Source organism: Sporolactobacillus laevolacticus DSM 442 (assembly GCF_000497245.1).
Taxonomy (GTDB): domain Bacteria; phylum Bacillota; class Bacilli; order Bacillales; family Sporolactobacillaceae; genus Sporolactobacillus; species Sporolactobacillus laevolacticus.
Genome location: NZ_AWTC01000013.1, coordinates 1 through 21572, shown reverse-complemented (window position 1 = coordinate 21572; position 21572 = coordinate 1). Strand labels below are relative to the sequence as shown.

Genomic DNA, 21572 nt, shown 5'->3' with positions numbered 1-21572 from the left:
CAAATGAGTGATGGTCAGGTCGTTATTGATGTCCAGCTAGGCGATAAGTCAAAAATCCAGTCGGATGCCAAGGTTATTAACGAAATACTGAAGGTACTTGGCATCAGTGCTGGTGATCAGATGGACAAAAACTTTACTAAGAACGCTAAGTCCGTTGATAATCAAGCAAAGCAGACATCAGATAAGGTGAAAAGTGCCTTTAAGGAACCTGTCGTTCAAAAAATAAGCACAAAAGATGAAGCGACAGGAACGGTTAAGCAAATAGCAGATAAAATGCTTACCATATCTAAGCAAACAGCCGATAAAATTTCAAATGATTTTAAGGGGGCGTTTGAAGACGGACCGGGTATTTGGCGTACTCAACAGGGAGAATTAATAAGTCTTTCTAATGCTGCGAAGCATTATGGTGTTAGCGTTTCCGATCTGAAAACAATATTTAAACAGTCATCTTCTTCGGCTGAGGACAATGCATCTAAAATGGGAAAATTAAGATCTGCATTAAGCCGAGTAAATGATACAACGGAAAAGACAAAACATGCATGGTTAAGCATGAAAGATGTTATTGCTGGTACTATGATTGGAATGGCTGCTGTCAAAGCCTTCGATGTGGTTAAGGATAAGGTCAAGGAACTAATCGGATTAGGCGCAGAATATAACAAAGAACAACAGGTCATGCTTGCGAGTTGGACGACACTGGCCGGATCTGCTACTAAAGGTCAACAAATGGTCGATATGATCAACAAGCTTACGGTTAAAACTGGACAAGCAACGAATACAACTGACGAACTGGCTCAAGCTTTTTACCACCTGCATTCTAACGCCAAAGAAGCCGAGTTAATGACGCATGCGATGGAAAACATGGGCGATACCGTTCACCTATCTGGTGCACAACTTACCAATGTCACGAATGACATGGTTCACGGACTAGCGACAGGTAAAATGACGCTTGAAATGCTGAACCAAGTCGAATCATATTTCCCGATGCTATCCGAAAAAATGGCGGAGCACTTCGCCGGGAATAAGAAACTAATTGCCGAACAGTTCAAAAGTATGCTCGACTCAGGCGAGATAACCAAAAAGAAATATAAAAATTTGATGCTCGAAATTAAGGGCGCAGGAAGTCCGACAGCAGATGCATCAAAAGCTATCTTTCGTCAGATGGTTGGTGCCGGAGGAATATCGGCACAAGAATTCATTCAGCAATTTGAAAAGCTAGGCAATAAGACATACGGCATGGCTGCCGACAACATGATGAAAACCATGTGGGGAATGGAACGTATAGTCAAAGCGCGTGTTCCTGCTTTGATGGGTGACTTTGAAAAACCGTTCATGAACACAAAGTCTGGATTATTTGGCGCAATTTCGAAGTGGATGAATAGCAAGGAATCAGACAAAGAGTTCAGGCGTATGGGTGAAGCTGCAGAAGAGGGAACCAATACAATCATCAAGGCATTTGGTAAAGTGTTTGGTTCAAAGAGCGTAGCTTCGAGTATGCGGACGTTTACAGATGATGCAACAAAAGGAATAAAGTCATTTAGTAATTATATCGCTAGTCATGCCAAAGATATTGCACATTTCTTTGGAGAGGTTAAAGAAACGGGAATTGCATCTTTTAAATTGCTAGGTGATGTTTTCAAGATTACAGCAACACTTTTAAAGCCACTTGTGAAATTAATTGCCAGCGATCCAAAGGATTTCGCGGCCTTTGCTTTAGGAATTATGACTGTAATTAAGGCTATGAAACTATGGGGAATAATCAGTGCAGCACTCAATTTAAGCCTTGAAGCGACACCGATTGGATGGATTATTACAGGGATAGGACTATTGGTGATTGCGGTATCAGAACTGGTTATCCATTGGAAATCCGTTAAAAAGTTTTTCGGGGGTTTAGGAGATTGGTTTAAAGACAAATGGGGCGAGGTTAGCAAAAACACATCCCAATTTGTAAGTGGAATGAAAAAACATTGGGACAGCATGGCGGATTCCATAGCAAATAAAAATTCGTGGCTCAACAAGCATACAAACGGTGTATTTTCAGACCTGTTCTCAGGCGTTAAAAAGACCATGAAAAGCGGCTATAACGTTCTACAGGACTATACGGACACATGGGGAGATATTATTCATGGCCGCTGGTCTAAAGTCGGTGGAGATATTAAAAAGTTGTCCGGCGATTCGATGAAAACAGCAAAGAATTATTTCAATACCGGATACAAGGTACTGAATGATTTAACCGGTGGATGGCTAAATAAAACTGTCAAATGGTTTGAACAATTACCAGGAAAAATTGGAAAGGCACTTCATAATGGTTGGAAAAATGTTGAAAAAGGAGCCGTTGACATTGGAAATGGAATGGTCAGCGGAATCGGTAAAGGCGTAAATGGCGTTATAAAAGGCATTGATTGGGTACTCGAAAAAGTAGATGCCCCAACAATCAAACCATGGAAAGTGCCGAAGTTTGCGACTGGTGGTAAAGCGTTCGGGTTGTCAATCGTTGGTGAAGCAGGCAAGAACGAATTAATTCGTCACTCTGATGGTCAGGTAGAAATGTCTCCAAACACGGCAACGCTCTATAATTTCACCGACCCTGTTGATATTTTAGGCGGCGATGCCACAGAAGCATTGCTTGGGTCTATGCCCAAAATGTTTGCAAAAGGGACATGGATCGGTAGTGCAATGGATTTCGTTAAGGGTGGATGGAACTCGATTGCTAAGGGTGCTGAAGGATTTTGGAACGAGGTTACACATCCAGCCAAATTGTTGAATACGGCCATTGCTAAATTTACTAATTTGTCTGGATTGTCACCGAATATTGCTAAGATGGCTGAAGGAACAGTAAAAACAGTTGCTTCGGATGCTGTTAATTGGGTTAAAAAGCAACTTATGGGTAGCGCTGATAATCCATCTGGATCAAAAATAGATCGATGGAAACCAGTTATAGAGCGCGCGGCTGGTATGTCAGGAATCAAGTTAGATGGATCCGGAATGTCAGCGATCATTAATAGAATCAAAAAGGAATCTGGCGGAGATCCAACCGTCTTGCAGAAGGTACAAGACGTGAATAGCCGTGCTGGTCATCCGGCAATTGGACTTCTGCAATACATTCCTTCTACATTCTCCCACTGGGAACGTAAAGGGCATACAAACATACGCAGTGGACTTGATCAACTGCTCGCTATGTTCAACGATTCCCACTGGTTGAGTGACATCAACATGCCAGGAGGATGGGGCCCAACCGGTGCGAAGCGATATGCAAAGGGAACCACATCATTAACAAACTTCTTCCCTAAATATGCGAATGGTACGGCCGCTATTCAGAAAGCACGGTTCAATTATTCAATGGGTCATATTGGCACGTCTACCTATATCAAGGAACTTGAAAGCATTGAAAAGAGATATAAGCTAACTGCTGCACAACATCGCTCAGTTCTGCTTAGTATTCATGCTGCTGAAAAGAAAATGTCTAGTGAAAGAGAATCAGCATCGAAAAAGGCGGAGTCATCAGCTAAAAAGCGTGAGAATGAAGCGAAACGTCGCCAACACGAACGAGAAACGGCTGCTAAAAAAAGAGAAACAGCAAGACAAAAATCTTATCGAAACCAGATTGAGAACATTGAAACGAAATATAAGACAGGTAAGATCAGCCGTTCGAAATATGTCGCTGACCTTAAAGAGATTGAAAAACATCATAAGCTCAACAGTGATCTTGTGCGAAAGATTAACACTGATATTTCAAACTCTCAAAAACAATTTACAACGGCACAAAATACGCTTAATAAGGACATTGCTAGTGCGGCAACAACTTATGCGAACAAAGTCAAGTCCATTAATATAGACCTGACCAACAAAATAAAGTCGATTAATTCAGACCTTCAGAACAATATCAAGACGCTGCAAGACCAGTACAATAGTGACTTGTCGAGCAAGCAGAGCGATATATACGGAGGTATTTTTGATAATAATTCTGGATCAGTGACTTATAAGCAAGACCTAACACATCAAATGCAAGAATCGCTTCATGATTTACAAGCATACCAGTCCGATATGGCTAGTTTAAGTGATAAGTTGCCATCGAGCATGATGGATGAACTTAAAGCAGCTGGCATAGGGGCAGAAAGTCAGATACATGCCATAACGACAATGTCAGATGCTGAGTTACGCACATACGTGGATATGTGGAATCAGCGTCATCAAATTTCGAACGATGAAGCAGCAAAAGAATTACAAATCGAAAAAGACTCCACGGATGCACAGATTGCAGCAGCACAAGCATCTGCTCAAGCTGAGATTGATGCAGCGAAGAAATCAGCAGATAAACAGCTTCAGGACGCTAAAAATACGTTTGTGGCTAAACTCAAATCGCTTAAGAGTGTAAAAAAAGCCGGAATGTCTCTTGGAAAAAATACGGTTACGGGCATTATTTCAGGTCTGAAAGGCCAAGAAGGGGCACTCAATGATGAACTGAATAAAATAGCCAAGTCGATGACGAATGTCATTAAGAAAACACTGAAAATCCATTCACCTTCTCAAGTTATGCGCGATGAAGTTGGTGCGAATGTTGGTGCCGGATTGGTGCAAGGCATTGATCAGTCCCACGACAGCGTGGCTGCGGCCGCACAGCGAATGGCTAAAGCAGCCGTACCGAGTGGCATTATGGATCGTATTAGCAACTTTGTTTCGTCGGCCGCGCAAATGATGCCGGCTATTAACATTCCTACTGTCTCAATGGCAGGAGGTCCGGCTATATATCAAGGGACGACTACAACACAAACAAATAATCGTCCAGTCCAATTAACTGTTGTTACGCAATATGATGGCAAAGAAGTTGCACGTACAACTCAGATGCCAATTGACATCATGAATCAGCAGCGTATCAATATGCGCCAATTTATGCAAGGGAGGAATAACTGATGCCACTTGTGACACGATTAGATGGTACACAGTATGACTTGAAACCTCTCGGCATATGGGCACAAGATTTCATTGTCTCAGCACCAAATTATCGACATGTGACGGCACAAGTAACCGGAGCTAACGGATTAGTTGTTCAAGAAACAACGTTTGGCGAGCGGACAATCACCATGCCAGTACGTATACGTCCTGCAAGTTTCGCGGCTTATACTAGCCTTCGCAATCAAGTGTTTTCAATTTTTCGCAGTGACGAAGAATTTTATATATCAGATATGAGGGATCCGAGCAAGCGATGGCTTGTCAAATGTACATCTTTTTCCGATCTTGCTCAGAAGGGCCCTTATGGTGATACGACAATTGTGTTTACTTGTTACCGGGGATTTGCAGAGGATGTTAATCCTGTTCTCATAATAGAGACAGGAAGTCCGTTCATCGTCACCAATAATGGCAATATACCCATTGATCCGACTGACTCAAGCCAGCCGGATTTTTTAATTACAGTAAAAGGACCGTCAAACAATCTAACAATCAACAATATTACAACCGGCGAATCTTTTCAGTACAATACGTCAATGAATTCAGATGATATTTTGACCATCAAAAACGTCCAACTGCTCAAAAATGGCGTCAGTGATTACGGAAACTGTAACGGTCAATCGATCAGTTTAGCAAAAGGACAAAATACTTTTTCTATTTCCGGTTATGGAAGCCCCTTTGAAATTGATTTTCAATTTACGCAATTATTTTTAGGAGGTAGTGTTTAATGCTAACACCTCTTTATATTCGATCACCGGTTGGTGCAAGGGAAAGATTAACTGATTATATAGTTGAGCGAGATGTACGAACAGACGGGACTAAACAGCTGACAGTAACGGTCTATCTCACACAAAAAAATCAACATGCGTTTAGTCTATTACAGAATCAATGTGTATTCGGTTATCTTGATGAAGAATACGTGATTAAGCAGGTCACAAAAAACCTTCCCAATCAGATACAATGCACGGCGATCAGTAAATTTTTCGAAGATCTGGACAGCAACTTCATATATACAACTACATCAGGTGATCTTTCCATACAGCAGATGCTCGATTATTGTCTAGCTGGAACAGGTTATTCTCATTCTGTTGACACGAACGGAATTGCAGCAACTTTTGCAGCAAATAGCTTCGGAAATAGTGATTCGCTTTCCTTGTTTCAGCAAGTAATGACCGACTTTGGAACTGAATTCGCGGTGAATGGAAATCAAATAATCATTGCACAGCAAATTGCCCGAAAAACAGACAATCAGTTTAGATACAAAATGAATCTTGTGAGTCCAACGAATACGATTGATACATCGTCTTTGCGGACGTATATCCGTGCTTTCGGTCATCAATACGAAGATGGAACGTACGCCGCTCAGATTGAGTATACAAGCCCACTAGCATCTGTATATGGGATCAAGGCTGCGAATCCAGTGACGGATGACAATTGTTTTGATAATGACACACTGATGAATCAAGCAAAAGCAGCCTTAAATGATTCCATTCCAATTAGCTTGTCATTTAACTACACACAAGTTAAGAAAATGGGCATCCAAGATATCCAGCTTGGCGATTATTGCTTCGTGAAAATCGATCCTTGGGGTATTAACGCATCTATTCGCGTAGTCGAGATCAAAGATTATGCTGATCCTAATACTCCCCCTGTTTATACACTTGGAAATGTATTAACACGTGGAACGGATTCAATTATCTTTGCGAATAAAACTGCCAATACCGCGGTCATTATTGCGAGATCAGCAAATTCTAAAGCTGATGCAGCCTACGCTTCTGCCGACGGTAAAAGTACAATTTATCGAGGACAAGATCAACCTATCGATCCGAAGGTTGGAGATAGTTGGTATGTTACGGATAACGATAACGATACAATCGCTATTAAGTCATGGAATGGTTTGTCGTGGGTTACAGACATTGATATAAATGGCGTGGATCAATCAGTTGCTCAAGCACAGCAAGATGCGACAAATGCCGTTAATCAGGCAAATGCGGCAATTAGCCAGGCTGGTAATGCGATTACACAGGCACAGCAAGCGATCAATACAGCGAACTCAGCACAGAGCGCAGCAGACGACGCGAATCAGAGCGTTGTTACACTGACTCAAACCGTTAATGGTTTGTCGACGCAAGTATCTAATAAAGTTGATACATCAACCTACAACAGTTACACGGCGCAGACAGCTAATACAATTGCAACTCTGTTGACAAAAACAGATGCCGCAAATACTTACGCGACACAGACGGCATTAACGGCGACGAGTAGCAGCTTAACAAGTAGCATAACTGCTGTACAAAATAATCTTAACAATTTGCAGATTGGTGGCCAGAACCTTGCGTCAAAGTCTACGGATTTTTCGACCGCAAATGGATGGGCATCTTTTTTATTCGGAGGATCCACGGGGAGTATCACAGCGACTAAAAACACTGATACGTTTAATGGTCAACCAACTTATCATATTACGGCATCTGGAACAGGAACTGACAAGGGAATATCTAAAAAATTCGTATTAGAAACGAGCCGTACGTACACGGTATCACTTTATTACCGTATAGCCTCAAGCCAACCAAGCTACGGAGCAGCAAACGGTATTCCGTTCTTGACTAATTACGCGGCAAATACTGGTCTTAGTGGCTTCTCGTCGTTCGTAAAAGATGGAAACTGGCATCGCGCAACTTTGACGGTTATAACAACAGATGGCGGGATAGGCATTCGCATAACAATGGGCGGATTTACTGACATTGACATAGCCCTCATTCAGATACAAGAAGGGAATAAAGCCACTGATTGGTTGCTAGCACCAGCTGACACAGCAACTCAATCGCAGATTACACAGCTTGCGAACGACATCAATCTGCGCGTCAGCAAAGACGACGTAATCAATCAGATCAATGTCAGTACTGAATCTATCCTGATCGCTGGCAATAAAGTTCATATCACCGGACAGACGACGATCGATAACGCAGTAATTACTGATGCCATGATTGAGAGTGTCAGCGCGACAAAATTAAACGTGGCACAGTTGTCTGCGATAGCAGCTGATTTAGGGAACGTGACAGCAGGTAATATAACTGGTGTAAATATAACTGGTACAACAATTACAGGGTCACAGATTAACGGCGAGAGTATTACAAGCGGAATAATTAGTTCAGACCGAATCGCAGCTAATAGTGTGACAGCGCAACAAATTATGGTCGGGGATTTTACGAATCTGTGTATTAACCCAAATTTTCAAGATGCTAGTGGTATGGAGAACGGCTATGGTTGGTGGGGAGGCTATGCATATACAAGTACTGGTGATGGAGGAAGTCCTACAAAATATTATGGTTGTTTTCAAGGAAGAGACAGCCATTGTGGTAGCTATTTCGCAGTAACCCCGGGAGAGAAGTTCTATTGCTCATTCTTTAGTTGGTGTAGCGGAGCAAAGAACGGCAACTTCAACCTTGGGTTGCATTGTGATGATGGCAACGGCGGAAATGTCCAATGGATAGTAGGAACTAATAATTGGGATGGTACGCATAGAAGTAACGAAGGTATATTGACAATCCCTAGTGGGTGTTATCGTGCTTGGGTATGGGTACAAATCGATCAATTCGATAATTTTCCTCAATGGTGGGCTACAAATGTTGTGGTTAGACGTGCAATGAGAGGTAATTTAATCGTTGACGGAACCATTCAAGGTGTTAACATTGTCGGTTCTAGCTTCTACCAGAACGCTAATGGTTACGAGACGTGGCTTGATGGCAATGGATTTCATCAGCATACGAACCAATGGGATGCTTGGATACACAGTGGCTATGTAGATTTAACCGATATTTATGGTAACTGGAGTCATTTACAACCGTTTGATGGCATTAGGATTCATGGCGAGGATGGAAACGAATCCCATATGAGTCCCACTGTAGTAGAAACAAGCGGAACTATGTATTCACAACATGGTTTCGTAAATACATCACGTGTAGAATTAAAAACCGATATAACTGCACTTGATGATAACATCGGTCTTTCCCTTATCAATTCACTTGATGTCTACAAATTCAAGTACAAAAGTCAAATAGAGTCTGGTCAAATTAAGGAAATATATGGTGCGATCATAGGCGAAGGCTATAATCTACCAGATGAATTTATTGATTATAACCGGCAAGGAGTTAATCTTTATTCTTCAATATTTATCGCAATCAAATCAATCCAGGAACTCACTAAATTACACCAACAAGACGTCTTGAAAATAGCAGAACTTGAATCACGAATCTCATTACTCGAAGGAGCTGCAGCATAATGGAAATAAAAATCGAAAATCAAAAACTAGCACTGGCTATTAATCTTTTATACTCACTATCTCTTAAAGGTCAACAGTCTCGGCATCGGACAAAGTTTATTAAATTGCTCCAGGAAAAGCTTGCTGATTTCTTAGATGGTGAAAAGGAGATGCGAAAGGAGGAATGCAACCTCGATGAAAAAGGAGATCCGAAAACTTATGAGAAAAATGGACAAGAGTTGCTTGATGTAAAAGACCTGGAACATTTTACGAAAGCGAAGAAAGAACTTTATGAGGAACTACGTGTAATTGATGGCGGCGACAATCAAGTTATGCTGCAGACAGTGAAAAAGGTGCTTGATGATTGTGATAAGGAGCTGTCGGGACAGGAAGCCGATATTTACGACTATCTGTGTGAAGTATTTGAAAAAGCAGAATCGAAGAAAGACAGCGCCAAATAAGGCGCTTTTTTAATACAAAATTTTAGGAGGAATCACTCATGAACTATCAATTCACAAGTCTCAATCCGGTTTACGATGCATCAAGAAATATCACAGGTTTTTTATTGGCTTTTAACGGACGCAATGACAGCACCGGGGAGTTTTTAAACGGTAGCGTAAAGATCACTATAGAACAGTTTACGGCAGCAGGTGGCAATGTGGATCAGATCAATGCACTAATTGCGCCTGCGGTTCAAACGTTAGTAGGAAGTGCACAAGCATAATAGGCGGTGATGACATGATAGATACGGTAGAGCGATTAGAAGATCATGAAAAAAGAATCCACCGATTGGAGGACGGTCAGGACGACATCCGTCAGCGTATGGATAAATTGTCGGATGAGGTAAAGCGCGGAAATATCAGCAATGACGAGTCAAACAAGTATTTACGTGAGCAAAACACAGAAGTAATCCGAATGCTCGGGGGAATTCAACAGAAAAAGCAGGAAGCTCACATTGTGACATGGCAATCCGCTGGTAAAATTGCAGTCACCGTTGGGGCGATTGTCAGTTTAGCAACGCTTATTATCAATCTAGCCCTTCATTAAGCGTCCAAATGGGCGCTTTTTTCATACATAGAAATGAAAGGAGGCGAAATATAATGGGGAAATATCATAGAAGGAAGCGAGCAACTTTGAAAAAAATAATAGATGGACTTATTGCAGAAGCACTGACAATCGCGTTGGTGCTCTCTTTTGTTGCGCCAGTACATGCCGCGCCAAAAGTAGACTTTATCGACGTATCTCATCACAATGCTCAGGGTGGTCTTCCGCTCAGTTTTTACCAGACGATTAAGGTATCCGGTGTAAACGGTGTTGTCGTTAAGGTTTCAGATGGGACAAGCTACATTGATCCTGCAGCAAGCGTCAACGTAGCCAATGCGAAAGCGTCAGGTATGGCTGTAAGCGCGTATCATTTCGCTCGTTTTACTTCTGTTTCAGAAGCGAAAACGGAAGCTGATTGGTTCGATAAACAGCTTAAATATGTCGGATTTGACAAGCTTAAAGACGGAATTGTTGTGGTCGACGTAGAATTGCCAACAGCGAGCAAAGCAACGCTTACAGACGCAACAAACGCATTTACAAGTGAAATGCATCAATTAGGATATCCGACTGTTGATCTTTATTCCGGATCCGGATTCTATAGCAGTCATTTAGATGCAGATAAACTATCAATCTCGCAACCTTGGCTAGCGCGTTACAACGGTGGAAAGACAGAACCAGTATGGCGCAACGGCAAAGGGGCATGGCAGTGGTCATCTGGCTATCACTTTAATGGCATTGGTGGAAGTTTTGATGTGTCTCAAGACTTTGCCGGTAAGTATGCAAGTCGGTATGTAGCGCCGAACGCTACAGCTCCAAAAAAGGTTAAGAAGATCGGCAGTGTAAGTCTAGTTAACTGGCTCAAACAGCACAAAAAGGCTTGGAGTTATTCAGAACGTTCAACATTAGCCAAGTCTTACGGCATTACTAACTATAGCGGAACGGCAGCGCAGAACATCGCTCTGTTGGTGAAACTAAAAAGTGGTGTTAAACCTGCCAAGAATCCAAAAGCAGTTAAGAAAGCGGTCAAAAAGGTAAAGGCGCACACCTACACCGTTAAGCGCGGTAACACGCTGTGGGGTATTACACGCGCACATAAAACGACTATTACACACGTCAAAATGCTGAATCATCTACGCTCTGACCTTATTCGTCCTGGACAAAAACTTAAATACTGAAAGGGTGTTTTGAATGGAAAAATTAATTGAAGATGTACTTATCAATCTATTGCAGTTACTTGGTGCTGGCGTACTATCGCTAGTTGGCTATTATGTCTATCATTCTGCAACGTACAAGCGGATTGAAAAGCTTGTTTTGGCTGTCGAAAAGAAATCTCCAGTATTGGACAAGTTGATTGAAGCGATTAAAAGCGACGCTGAAAAGTTGCTCGCTAGTCCGGAAGCTAAAGATGCAACAGCACAGGCTATTGTCAACGTATTAGAAAAACATGGGATCAAGGATATTACAATCGCTGATGTACAGAAAGAAATCAATACACTTGAATCAAATGGCCAAGAAGTAATTAAAGATGTTCAGAAATAACATAATGCTTTACCACCCGGCTTGTCCGGGTATACATAATTGGGAGCCCACAAATGTGCGGGCTCCCTTTTTTATTTATGCAGATATTCCTTTTTGTACATGATGAGCATTGTTTTAGAAGATATTGTGTTAAAAGTAGAAACTGACCAACTGACTGACTTATTAGTTGATAATAAAGATAAACAGTTTGTATTAATTAATCAAGACGGCTTAATTGTTAGCACTAATCGTAATTAATTTCTGATCGTCACAAATAGTCAATATTGTCAGCATTACCCTCCTCGGGANATCAAGACGGCTTAATTGTTAGCACTAATCGTAATTAATTTCTGATCGTCACAAATAGTCAATATTGTCAGCATTACCCTCCTCGGGATGTCCGTCATTTCATGCAACAGCAGAGGAGGAATTTTGATGAAGTTAACGGTTTATTTTGATGGACAGTATTGGATTGGTGTCATTGAATCTGAGAAAGAAAGGCAGCCGCTAATTGTGCGTTACCTGTTTGGTTCTGAGCCGAGCAATCAGGAAATACTGTCATTTGTGCAAAAGGACTTGATGCGATTACTTGAACGGACGTTGCCGTTAAATCGTCTCGAAAGACCTATCCGAATGAGAAAACGTATGAATGCCAAAAGATTGAGACGTATTGCTGAAAAAGAGTTGCGGAGCGCGGGGATCGGGACAAAGGCGCAAAGGGCTTTAAAAGAAGTAGTTGAACAACGAAAGGTAGCAGTTCATCAACAGAAAAAAGCTGATAAAGAGGCTTTGCAGGAACGCCGCTATCAGTTAAGAAGAGAGAAATCTCGGCAGAAGCATCGAGGAAAGGCTTGATCCGTATGCCGATTCTAAGCGCTGTCTATTTTTGCAAAAAAGAATGGTATAATAGTAGCGCATTCAAGGAGAACGGGGGAAGAGTTCAGTTATGGATACAACACCGCTTTTTTTAGAGCCTGCGCTTCATGATAAAATTTGGGGCGGCACACGATTGCGCGATCAATTTGGCTACAATATACCCAGCGAGACAACCGGAGAATGCTGGGGCATTTCAGCACATCCAAATGGTCCGGCAGTAATCAAAAACGGACCGTTCGCAGGAAAAACGTTGGCAGATGCCTGGGCATCACATCGGGAACTGTTCGATAACTATGCAGGGGACGATTTTCCCTTGCTCACGAAAATTCTCGATGCTCGGACTGATTTGTCTGTTCAGGTACATCCCGACGATACATACGCGCAAGCAAAAGAACATGTGCCGTTCGGAAAAACGGAATGCTGGTATATCATCGATTGCGATGAGGATTCGGAAATTGTTTACGGGCATACCGCACAATCTCAAGAAGATTTCCAAAAAGCGGTTGAAGAGAAAAAATGGGACAGCCTCCTGCGCCGCGTCAAAGTAAAGCCAGGCGACTTTTTCTATGTTCCAAGCGGCACCATCCATGCTATTTGCGGCGGTTGCCTGATCCTCGAAACGCAGCAGAGCTCGGACACGACCTACCGCGTCTATGATTACGACCGACCGGGTTCTGACGGGAAACCACGCGACCTCCATATCCAGCAATCCATCGAAGTCGCAAACTATCCGCATATTGATCCTGATCTTACGTATCATGTTCATCAGGAAGCGGAAGCCAAATTCACCGAATTGCTGCGGGAAAGCCTGTTTACCGTCTCACATTGGGAGGTTCGCGGGAAGACGGAGCCGATTCACAAGAATTGGCCATTTTTGCTGATGAGTGTTCTTGACGGAGAAGGAACGCTTCAGATTGGCGACGCAAGCTATGACCTGAAAAAAGGCGATCATCTTGTGGTGCCGGCTTCAGTCGAGACACTGCAAATCTTCGGAACTGCGGATCTGATTGTCTCCAATCCTGTCTAAATGAGTTCAAAACGCAGAAAACCTGCCATCATGGTGATTGGCGCTCCTTTTCATTGTGTGAATCAGAAAGAAACAGGATCAGGCACCAGAAAATCAAAAAGCAAATCGCGGCGCAGACAAAAGACAGGCCTCATCGCGAGCTGCGATCAAAATACCGCACGTGTACTATTTCTACATGGATACGGTGATGAAATCAGCAAAGAGGACATGCCAATCCTAGAAAAGGTGATTACACGATGCGGCGCTGTTTTGCTGCTGCAGAATGTGGTTGTCGGTGTCGTAGAGCAAACAGCAATCCTCGCGAGAAAGCATGGGGTAAAGGTAATGATTGATCCTGAGCCAATGCTTGAATTAACCGAGAAAATTAGACGTGTCGCAGAGTTGATCACGTCGAAATCACTTAATTCCCGGAAAAGGTATACCTCCAGCAAAAAATGGAGAAAAAGACGAAGCAGCTAAAAAATTGCCATAAAGAAACCGTAGTGAGTAGATGATCACTACGGTTTTTCATTTATTCATTTTCTGAACGATTATTTCTTTTTCAGAAAATCATAGATTGTTGCAAAATCATATTCCCCTTTGCCTTGTTGCTGACAGAGACCATAGAACGCTTTGACTAAGTTTGATAGAGGCAACGCGAATCCGTGTGCATAAGCCTCTTCAGACGCAAGCTCCATATCTTTATAGATACTGTTGATTTTGAAGTCCGCGTTTTCGAAGTCTTCGTTCATGATTTTCTTCTCTTTGAAGTGAAGGATCGGCGCCGCAGTAGGTCCGGCAAAGAGGGACTTAATGATGCCTTCCTTGTCCAGACCGAGGCTCTCCCCGAAGGCCACTGCTTCAGAAAAAGCAGCTACACTCTGACCGAGCATTAAATTGTTGACCAGTTTCATCGATGTTCCCGTACCGTTCGGGCCTTTGTGATGGATCTCTTTGCCCATGATGTCAAGTAAAGGTCGGGCTTCTTCCAGAGCATCAGCCTCACCTCCGACAAAGAAGATCAGCTCTCCCTTTTCAGCAGGTGCCGTGGAGCCGGCCACCGGCGCATCAAGGAAACGAACATTTTTTTCTTTCGCAGCATCAGCTAACTTTACTGATTGTGAAGGGCTGATCGTGCTGCTGTCCACCCATAGTGCGCCGGGTTTCAAGCCGTTCAAAAGCCCATTTTCCGCAAAAGCGACTGCGTCGATAGCTTGAGGATTAGCAAGCATTGTGAAAACGATGTCTGCCTGTTTTCCAACTTCTTGCGGTGAATCCGCCCACACTGCTCCTTTTTCAATCAGCGGCTCAGCTTTTGATTTTGTGCGGTTATAGACTACCAATTCGTGTCCCGCTTCAAGCAGTCTTCCCGCCATTCGGCTGCCCATAATGCCTATTCCGATAAATCCAATCATCTGTCGTCTCTCCTTAATCGAAGCTCATCCTTCGTCTACGGATTGGCTTCGCCAAGTTTTCTTTTCTGCTAGGATTATTTCCATTGTCAGCATAGCACAACGCTCTGAAAATACACATCAAATTGACTCATGCCCTTTTTGTTGCTACACCAGGGATCATGTTATAATGGAAGGCATGGAATGTTTGAATACGGAGGTTTTATTTTGATTGACATCATTGCAACTGCAGAATCGTACGCGCAGGCAGAGTCGCTCCTTAATGCAGGGGTGGACACGCTCTATGTTGGCGGTCATCCATTTGGGCTGCGCCTCCCGCAAGCACTCAGCCTAGAAGAAATTAATAGGATTATCTGCCTTGCCCATAGCTATGGGAAAAAGGTGACCGTTGCTTGCAACGCGCTGATGCATAATGAACAGATCGGACAATTGACCCCTTATCTGTCCCAACTGGCTGAGATTGGTGCTGATGCCGTCACAATCGGTGATCCGGGCGCTATTTTTGTGTTGAAGGAACTTGGCCTGCCATTGTCTTTTATTTATGATGCAGGAACACTTGTTACCTCTGCTGAACAGGTTGCCTTTTGGGTCGGACAGGGTGCATCGGGTGCAGTTGCCGCTCGTGAGCTGACATTAACAGAATTGATTGCCATGCAGCAATTACTGGATCAGCCGATTGAAGTACAGGTTTATGGACCGACCTGTATTCATCAATCCGGGCGACCGCTGCTGACTAATTATTACAACTATACCGGAAATCCTGGGCAAGTCGATAAACCGGACGGCCTATACCTTCGTGACCCGAAAAATCCGGACAGCCAGTATCCGATTTTTGAAGATCAAGACGGTACTCATATTTTTTCAACAGAAGATTTGTCGCTGGTGGGCCAGTTAAAAATAATGCATGATCAAGGTTTGAATACATGGAAACTAGATGGTGTGCTGCTTCGTGGGGAGCGTTTTGTTCAGATTGTCGCGCTTTTTGATGAAGCAAGACACGCGATTGAATCGGGAGCATTCGTCCCTGAGAGCTTCTGCAACCGGCTAGCTAAACTGCAGCCTGCGTCAAGGCCTCTCGGTACCGGATTCTATTTGAAAAATCCCGAAGATGTTCACTGAAAATTTGATTCGATTAGCCTTACGAAGGAGAACGCTGATGAAAAAGATAGAAAACAAGCCTGAGGTTCTTGCTCCGGCAGGTAATTTAGAAAAATTGAAAATGGCGATCCGATATGGTGCAGACGCTGTCTATATTGGCGGGCAGGCGTTCGGACTGCGTTCGCGCGCCGGCAATTTTTCTTATGAAGAGATGACGGAAGGCGTGGAATTTGCTCATGTTCGAGGAGCAAAGGTGTTTGTGGCAGCAAATATGGTCACACATGAAGGTGATGCTAAAGGGGCGGGGGAATTTTTCAAAACGCTGCAATCGATAGGTGTGGATGCGGTTATCATTTCCGATCCTGCTCTTATTGTTGTTTGTTTTAACGCTGCACCCGGACTGCCTATTCACTTGTCCACACAGGCATCGGCGACAAACTACAAAACGCTTGAATTCTGGAAAAGCATTGGTTTGGAACGGGTGGTTTTGGCCAGAGAAGTAGGTATTGAAGAAATACGTGAGATGCGCCGTCACACGGACATCGAAATCGAGGCGTTTGTTCATGGCGCGATGTGCATCGCTTATTCGGGACGTTGCACACTTTCCAATCATATGGTTAACCGTGATGCGAACCGTGGCGGGTGTGCGCAGTCCTGCCGCTGGAAATATGACCTGTTCGAGATGGACGGAGGAGCGCTGACAAGCCTGCTACGCGATGATGAACCATTTTCAATGAGCGCAGTTGATTTGTCAATGCTACATCATTTACCGGATATGATTGACGCCGGTGTGAACAGCCTGAAGATTGAAGGACGTATGAAATCAATTCATTATGTGTCGACCGTTGCCAATGTATATCGCAACGCTGTTGATGCGTATTGCAACGATCCGGAGCATTTTACCTTTGATCCGGCTTGGGATGAAGAAATCTGGAAGGTGGCCCAACGTGACCTTTCGACCGGTTTTTATTATGGCGTACCAACTGAAAAAGAACAGCTTTTCGGCAAACCGCGCAAGATTCCGAAATACACATTTGCCGCTCAAGTTCTAAGCTATGATTCGGAAACGCATATCGCCACACTTGAGCAGCGAAACAATTTTGGTGTAGGTGAAGAAGTGGAATTCTACGGACCGGGCTTTGCCCATTTCAAGCAGACGGTTCGCGATTTATGGAATGAAGACGGCGAACCAATTGATCGCGCACCGAATCCGATGATGACTGTGACCATGACCGTAGATGCGCCGGTTGAACCGTATTTCCTAATGAGAAAAAAATAAGAACGATAGGATCAGAGACCTCCTTCCGCAATGATGTGGAAAGAGGTCTTTTTTTTAATAAGCATAAAGTTTTGAATGGGCTCAGGGTTTATATCAGCAGTGTAGTAATGCTTTGAAAAAGTTTTGATTCAAACACGGTAGTGCGAGACTCCTGCGGGACTGGTATTGTTGATGCGAGCCAGGGGAGACCCCGCAGACAGTTGATTGACCGAGGAGGCTCCCGGATCACCCGCGGAAAGGGAGCAACTGGAGTGTGATCGAGCATGGATTCACGTTCAAAAGCTAGTTCTCGGGCTTTGGTTTCTGATGAGAAACCAGGTGCACGGATGTTCATTAATTTTACAGCGGAATTTTGTTTTTTATTATGATCTGGAAAGTGAAAGAATAAACCTTAAATTTCTTATTGACAAAAATGTTTCCCTGAAGCAAAATAATAATACAGACGAAACAAAAGGGGTTGGATGAAATGGAGGAATCAATAAACGTCAATCGGCGAATGCGCAGCAAACAGCATGTTGTGCATTATTCAAACGGGCCGAGTTTGGAAGAAATTAATAATACAGTTGCCTTGCCAAAGAAAGCAGGCTTTTGGAAAATGCTTGCCGCCTACAGCGGTCCGGGTGCTCTTGTTGCGGTAGGGTATATGGATCCGGGAAACTGGATTACTTCGATTCAGGGCGGCGCACAATATGCCTACACACTTTTGTCAGTGATTCTGATTTCAAATCTGATAGCGATGCTCCTGCAAAGCATGTCGGCAAAATTAGGGATTGTCACCGGCATGGATCTTGCGCAAGCCACGCGCGAAGCTACGAATAAGCCCGTGTCATTTGTTTTATGGATCCTCACCGAACTGGCGATTATGGCAACCGATATTGCGGAAGTCATCGGCGGCGCTGTGGCACTTGAACTTTTATTTAAGATTCCTCTTCTCGTCGGTGTATTGATTACAACTCTGGATGTACTGCTGCTGCTTACTTTGACAAAGGTCGGCTTCAGAAAGATTGAAGCGATTGTTGTGACACTCATTGCGACGATTCTTGTTGTTTTCCTTTATGAAGTGATTCTATCCAATCCGTCCGTCGGGCAGATTCTCGGGGGCTATGTGCCTAGCCCGGCGATTGCGACAGACAAAGGCGCACTTCTTATTGCTCTTGGTATTGTAGGAGCGACAGTTATGCCCCACAATCTGTATCTGCATTCTTCGATTGTTCAGGCACGCCGGTTTGAACGCAATGATAAAGGAAAGAAACAAGCCATCCGCTTCGCAACGATTGATTCGAACATCAGTTTATCGGTCGCCTTTGTCATTAACAGCTTGCTGCTTGTGCTCGGTGCTGCGATGTTCTATGGCCATGCGAGCAATCTGGGACGTTTCACCGATCTGTATAACGCACTCGGTAATTCACAAATTGTCGGCGCAATCGCAAGTCCTGTATTAAGCACATTGTTCGCCGTCGCACTGCTTGCCTCGGGGCAAAACTCGACAATCACTGGAACGCTGTCCGGACAGATTGTTATGGAAGGCTTTATCCACTTGAAGATGCCAATGTGGCTGCGCCGCATGATCACTCGGCTGATCGCGGTTATTCCGGTTGTAATCTGCGTCATTCTTTACGGCGGCAAAGAAGATGCTGTTGAACATCTGCTCCTGTACACCCAGGTATTCTTAAGTATTCAGCTCCCATTCGCCATTATTCCTTTGACCATATTTACCAGCAGCAAGAAGATGATGGGCAAATTTGCCAACCCTGTCTGGGTGAAATATCTTTCTTGGGTGATTGCCATTGTCCTGACTTGCCTGAACGTTTTCCTGATCTACGGCACATTTTTCGGGTGACAAACAAGACAATACCCAGCAATAGAAATAGAAGAAAAATAGAAACGCAGCTCATAAATTGGGCTGCGTTTTTTACGAATAGAAAAAATATAATAAAACACATGAAATTAGTGTGATTAATCATTGACTTCTGATTTTCGTCATCCTACGATTAATTTACAGATAGATTTGGTTACATCGAATCGAGTTATGGAGGGAGAAAAATAAATGGCGGATTACGCAGACAAAGATTTTTTGACACGCTGTATTCATGTGGGCAACGACATCGACAAGGAGACGGGTGCGATTCGTAGGCCGATCACAATGGCGAACAGTTACCGATTGCCGGATGACGCGTCGACACTCAATTGGAGTGATCCGAACAATTTGATCTACACACGTACAACCTCGGCGAATCAGATCTACCTTCAGGAGCGGCTCGCTTCACTTGAAGGCGGGGAAGATTGCGTTGTGCTGGCAACCGGTGTTGCCGCTCTTGCCGGTGTATTTTTCAGTTTTATTGATCAGAACGCGCATGTCATCTGCACGGATGTGTCCTACATAGCGGTTTACCGGCTGCTTCATGAATATTTTCCTGATAAATACGGTGTCGAGGTCTCACTCGTTGACACTTCTGATCCGGAAGAAGTGCGCAAAGCGATTCGTCCAAATACAAAACTGATTCATCTGGAAACACCGGGCAATCCGACGACAAGAGTCAGTGATATTGCCGAAATTTCGAAAATAGCGAAAAAGGCAGGAGCGTTGTTGACCGTTGACAGTACGTTTGCTTCGCCGTTTATCCAGCGACCGTTGGAACTCGGTGCCGATCTGGTTATTCACAGCTTGACCAAGTACATTAACGGTCACGGTGATGCGATGGGTGGGGCGGTCATTGGCCGTACGGAGTTGATCGATAAGATTAAGCGAGAAGCGATGGTCAATATCGGTGGTGCAATCAGTCCCTTCAATGCCTGGCTGATCACACGCGGCATCGTTACGCTGCCGCTGCGTATGAAACAGCATAGCGAGACCGCACAAAAAGTTGCGGAGTTTCTAGAATCCTATCCGGGGGTCACCTTTGTCGCTTATCCCGGACTCGAAAGCCACACGCAACACGCAATCGCCAAAAAGCAAATGCACGGCTTATACTCCGGTGTGCTTTCGTTTGGAATCGATGGCGATGTCGCGCGCCATAACGACTTCGTCAATTCGCTGGAACTGATCATCTCCGCCGTCTCCATCGGCCACGATGAAAGCCTGATCGTTTATACCGGGCCGGATGATGAACGCATCCATTACTATCCCGAAGAATTCCGCAAACACGGCTTTCTCAGATTCAGTGTCGGCCTCGAAAGCGCAAAAGACATAATTGAAGATTTGAAGCAGGCGTTTGAGAAAGTTGGGTTGTGAGGCGGGGGATACTTCGAAAATAGCCGATAGTTTTCCCGGCTCACCTATTGAATATTAGGTGGGTTATGAATGAGCAAATAATATCAACCCATAAAGAAAAAGATGTCAAAAACTCATTTTATGAATTTTAGAAAAGAAAAGACATTATAAAATTTTGAGGGGAAGTGCTTGTTCAAAAGCTTAAGCGGTCGAGACATCTGCGGATCATTCCAGTTGATTACAGGTCGAGGGAGACTTTGTGAGGCAAACGTATGTCTGAGGAGGCTTCTGATTGTCCGTGGACGCACTAGTTGATGCGAGTCCCCTAAGTGACATGAAGCTCGGATTAACAGTTAATACTCAAGCTTAAATTTAAAAATCTGGTGCCATTTTCCAGGTTTTTTTTATCGTGCAGAAACTACATTTGGATAATCATGCAACGGTGGTAAGTCATCAATGATTGATTTCGTGCTCCCGAAGATGGCAATTCTAGCAGGTTATTGTTTGTATGTAAAAGACATCAAAATACTTGTTTACGCTCATGATCCCATCAGAATAAAAACAGGTATGAAAACGTTTTATTTTAATGATAGTAAAAAAGTCCGGGTGGTTCTTGTCGAAAGTTGTCATCAAATCTTTGTCATGCGGGATTTTTCGGGGTTTTTCAGGAGGAAAGTCCGTGTTCGGGAGTCTACTGAATTTTATATAATACGTGAAAGAAAGAAACCACTCATAAAAATTTCATCTTAAGCACCTCAGAAGAAAGTCATATCCTTTTTCATCTCATTTACCTAAATTTCAGTTGAAAAACGTTGCAAAACTTAAATGAATAAAACCTAGAAGGTGATTCATTTGATGAATCAGTTTGAATTATACAGTGCGGATCATGGACGAATTGATGTAGCGGAAGAGGATTCTGTCCGAAA

At 43.5% G+C, this 21572-nt stretch carries 16 protein-coding genes; 15 read left to right on the top strand and 1 reads right to left on the bottom strand.

The features are described from left to right. Positions 1-3: 3 nt before the first annotated feature. The 11 genes from P343_RS31040 (at position 4) to P343_RS30995 (ending at position 14126) form a co-directional block, all read left to right on the top strand. Positions 4-4908, top strand: a complete 4905-nt coding sequence (locus tag P343_RS31040; RefSeq protein ID WP_023510764.1) for a tape measure protein — start codon at positions 4-6, stop codon at positions 4906-4908. Further along, positions 4908-5672 carry a phage tail domain-containing protein gene (locus P343_RS31035; RefSeq protein ID WP_023510763.1) on the top strand — a complete coding sequence of 255 codons (765 nt, stop codon included), beginning with the start codon at positions 4908-4910 and terminating at the stop codon, positions 5670-5672. Before P343_RS31040 ends, P343_RS31035 begins: the two co-directional genes overlap by 1 nt. Then, positions 5672-9223, top strand: coding sequence for a phage tail protein (locus P343_RS36450; protein WP_023510762.1), 3552 nt, complete (start codon positions 5672-5674; stop codon positions 9221-9223). The genes P343_RS31035 and P343_RS36450 overlap by 1 nt, the downstream gene beginning before the upstream one ends. After that, on the top strand, positions 9223-9663 hold the full coding sequence (locus P343_RS31030) for a hypothetical protein (RefSeq protein WP_023510761.1): 441 nt from the start codon (positions 9223-9225) through the stop codon (positions 9661-9663). The genes P343_RS36450 and P343_RS31030 overlap by 1 nt, the downstream gene beginning before the upstream one ends. 38 nt (positions 9664-9701) lie before the next feature. After that, positions 9702-9926 carry a hypothetical protein gene (locus tag P343_RS31025; protein ID WP_023510760.1) on the top strand — a complete coding sequence of 75 codons (225 nt, stop codon included), beginning with the start codon at positions 9702-9704 and terminating at the stop codon, positions 9924-9926. 14 nt (positions 9927-9940) lie between these two features. Then, complete coding sequence (locus P343_RS31020; protein ID WP_023510759.1) at positions 9941-10249, top strand: hypothetical protein; 309 nt, start codon at positions 9941-9943, stop codon at positions 10247-10249. Positions 10250-10302: 53 nt separating this feature from the next. Continuing rightward, positions 10303-11421: a GH25 family lysozyme gene (locus P343_RS31015; RefSeq protein WP_023510758.1), complete on the top strand. Its 1119-nt coding sequence runs from the start codon at positions 10303-10305 to the stop codon at positions 11419-11421. Positions 11422-11434: 13 nt separating this feature from the next. Beyond that, positions 11435-11785, top strand: a complete 351-nt coding sequence (locus P343_RS31010; protein ID WP_023510757.1) for a hypothetical protein — start codon at positions 11435-11437, stop codon at positions 11783-11785. Between the two features lie 414 nt (positions 11786-12199). After that, positions 12200-12619 (top strand): YjdF family protein, encoded by a 420-nt coding sequence (locus P343_RS31005; protein ID WP_023510756.1) that lies wholly within the window; start codon positions 12200-12202, stop codon positions 12617-12619. A 91-nt stretch (positions 12620-12710) separates the two neighbouring features. Then, complete coding sequence (gene manA, locus P343_RS31000) at positions 12711-13667, top strand: mannose-6-phosphate isomerase, class I (protein WP_023510755.1); 957 nt, start codon at positions 12711-12713, stop codon at positions 13665-13667. 57 nt (positions 13668-13724) lie between these two features. After that, entirely contained in the window at positions 13725-14126 is a 402-nt protein-coding gene (locus P343_RS30995) for a hypothetical protein (RefSeq protein ID WP_152525298.1), read from the top strand. A gap of 71 nt (positions 14127-14197) precedes the next feature. Here P343_RS30995 and P343_RS30990 read toward each other — a convergent pair whose 3' ends face one another. Continuing rightward, positions 14198-15061 carry an NAD(P)-dependent oxidoreductase gene (locus tag P343_RS30990; RefSeq protein WP_023510753.1) on the bottom strand — a complete coding sequence of 288 codons (864 nt, stop codon included), beginning with the start codon at positions 15059-15061 and terminating at the stop codon, positions 14198-14200. Positions 15062-15268: 207 nt separating this feature from the next. Here P343_RS30990 and P343_RS30985 point away from each other — a divergent pair, with 207 nt between their 5' ends. The 4 genes from P343_RS30985 (at position 15269) to P343_RS30965 (ending at position 20667) form a co-directional block, all read left to right on the top strand. Then, positions 15269-16177, top strand: a complete 909-nt coding sequence (locus tag P343_RS30985; RefSeq protein ID WP_031264073.1) for a peptidase U32 family protein — start codon at positions 15269-15271, stop codon at positions 16175-16177. Positions 16178-16214: 37 nt separating this feature from the next. Further along, positions 16215-17435: a peptidase U32 family protein gene (locus tag P343_RS30980; protein ID WP_023510751.1), complete on the top strand. Its 1221-nt coding sequence runs from the start codon at positions 16215-16217 to the stop codon at positions 17433-17435. Positions 17436-17931: 496 nt separating this feature from the next. Beyond that, positions 17932-19275, top strand: coding sequence for an Nramp family divalent metal transporter (locus P343_RS30970; RefSeq protein WP_031264072.1), 1344 nt, complete (start codon positions 17932-17934; stop codon positions 19273-19275). Between the two features lie 207 nt (positions 19276-19482). Further along, a complete protein-coding gene (locus tag P343_RS30965) occupies positions 19483-20667 on the top strand; it encodes a trans-sulfuration enzyme family protein (RefSeq protein WP_023510748.1) in 1185 nt (394 codons plus the stop codon). Positions 20668-21572: the final 905 nt, after the last annotated feature.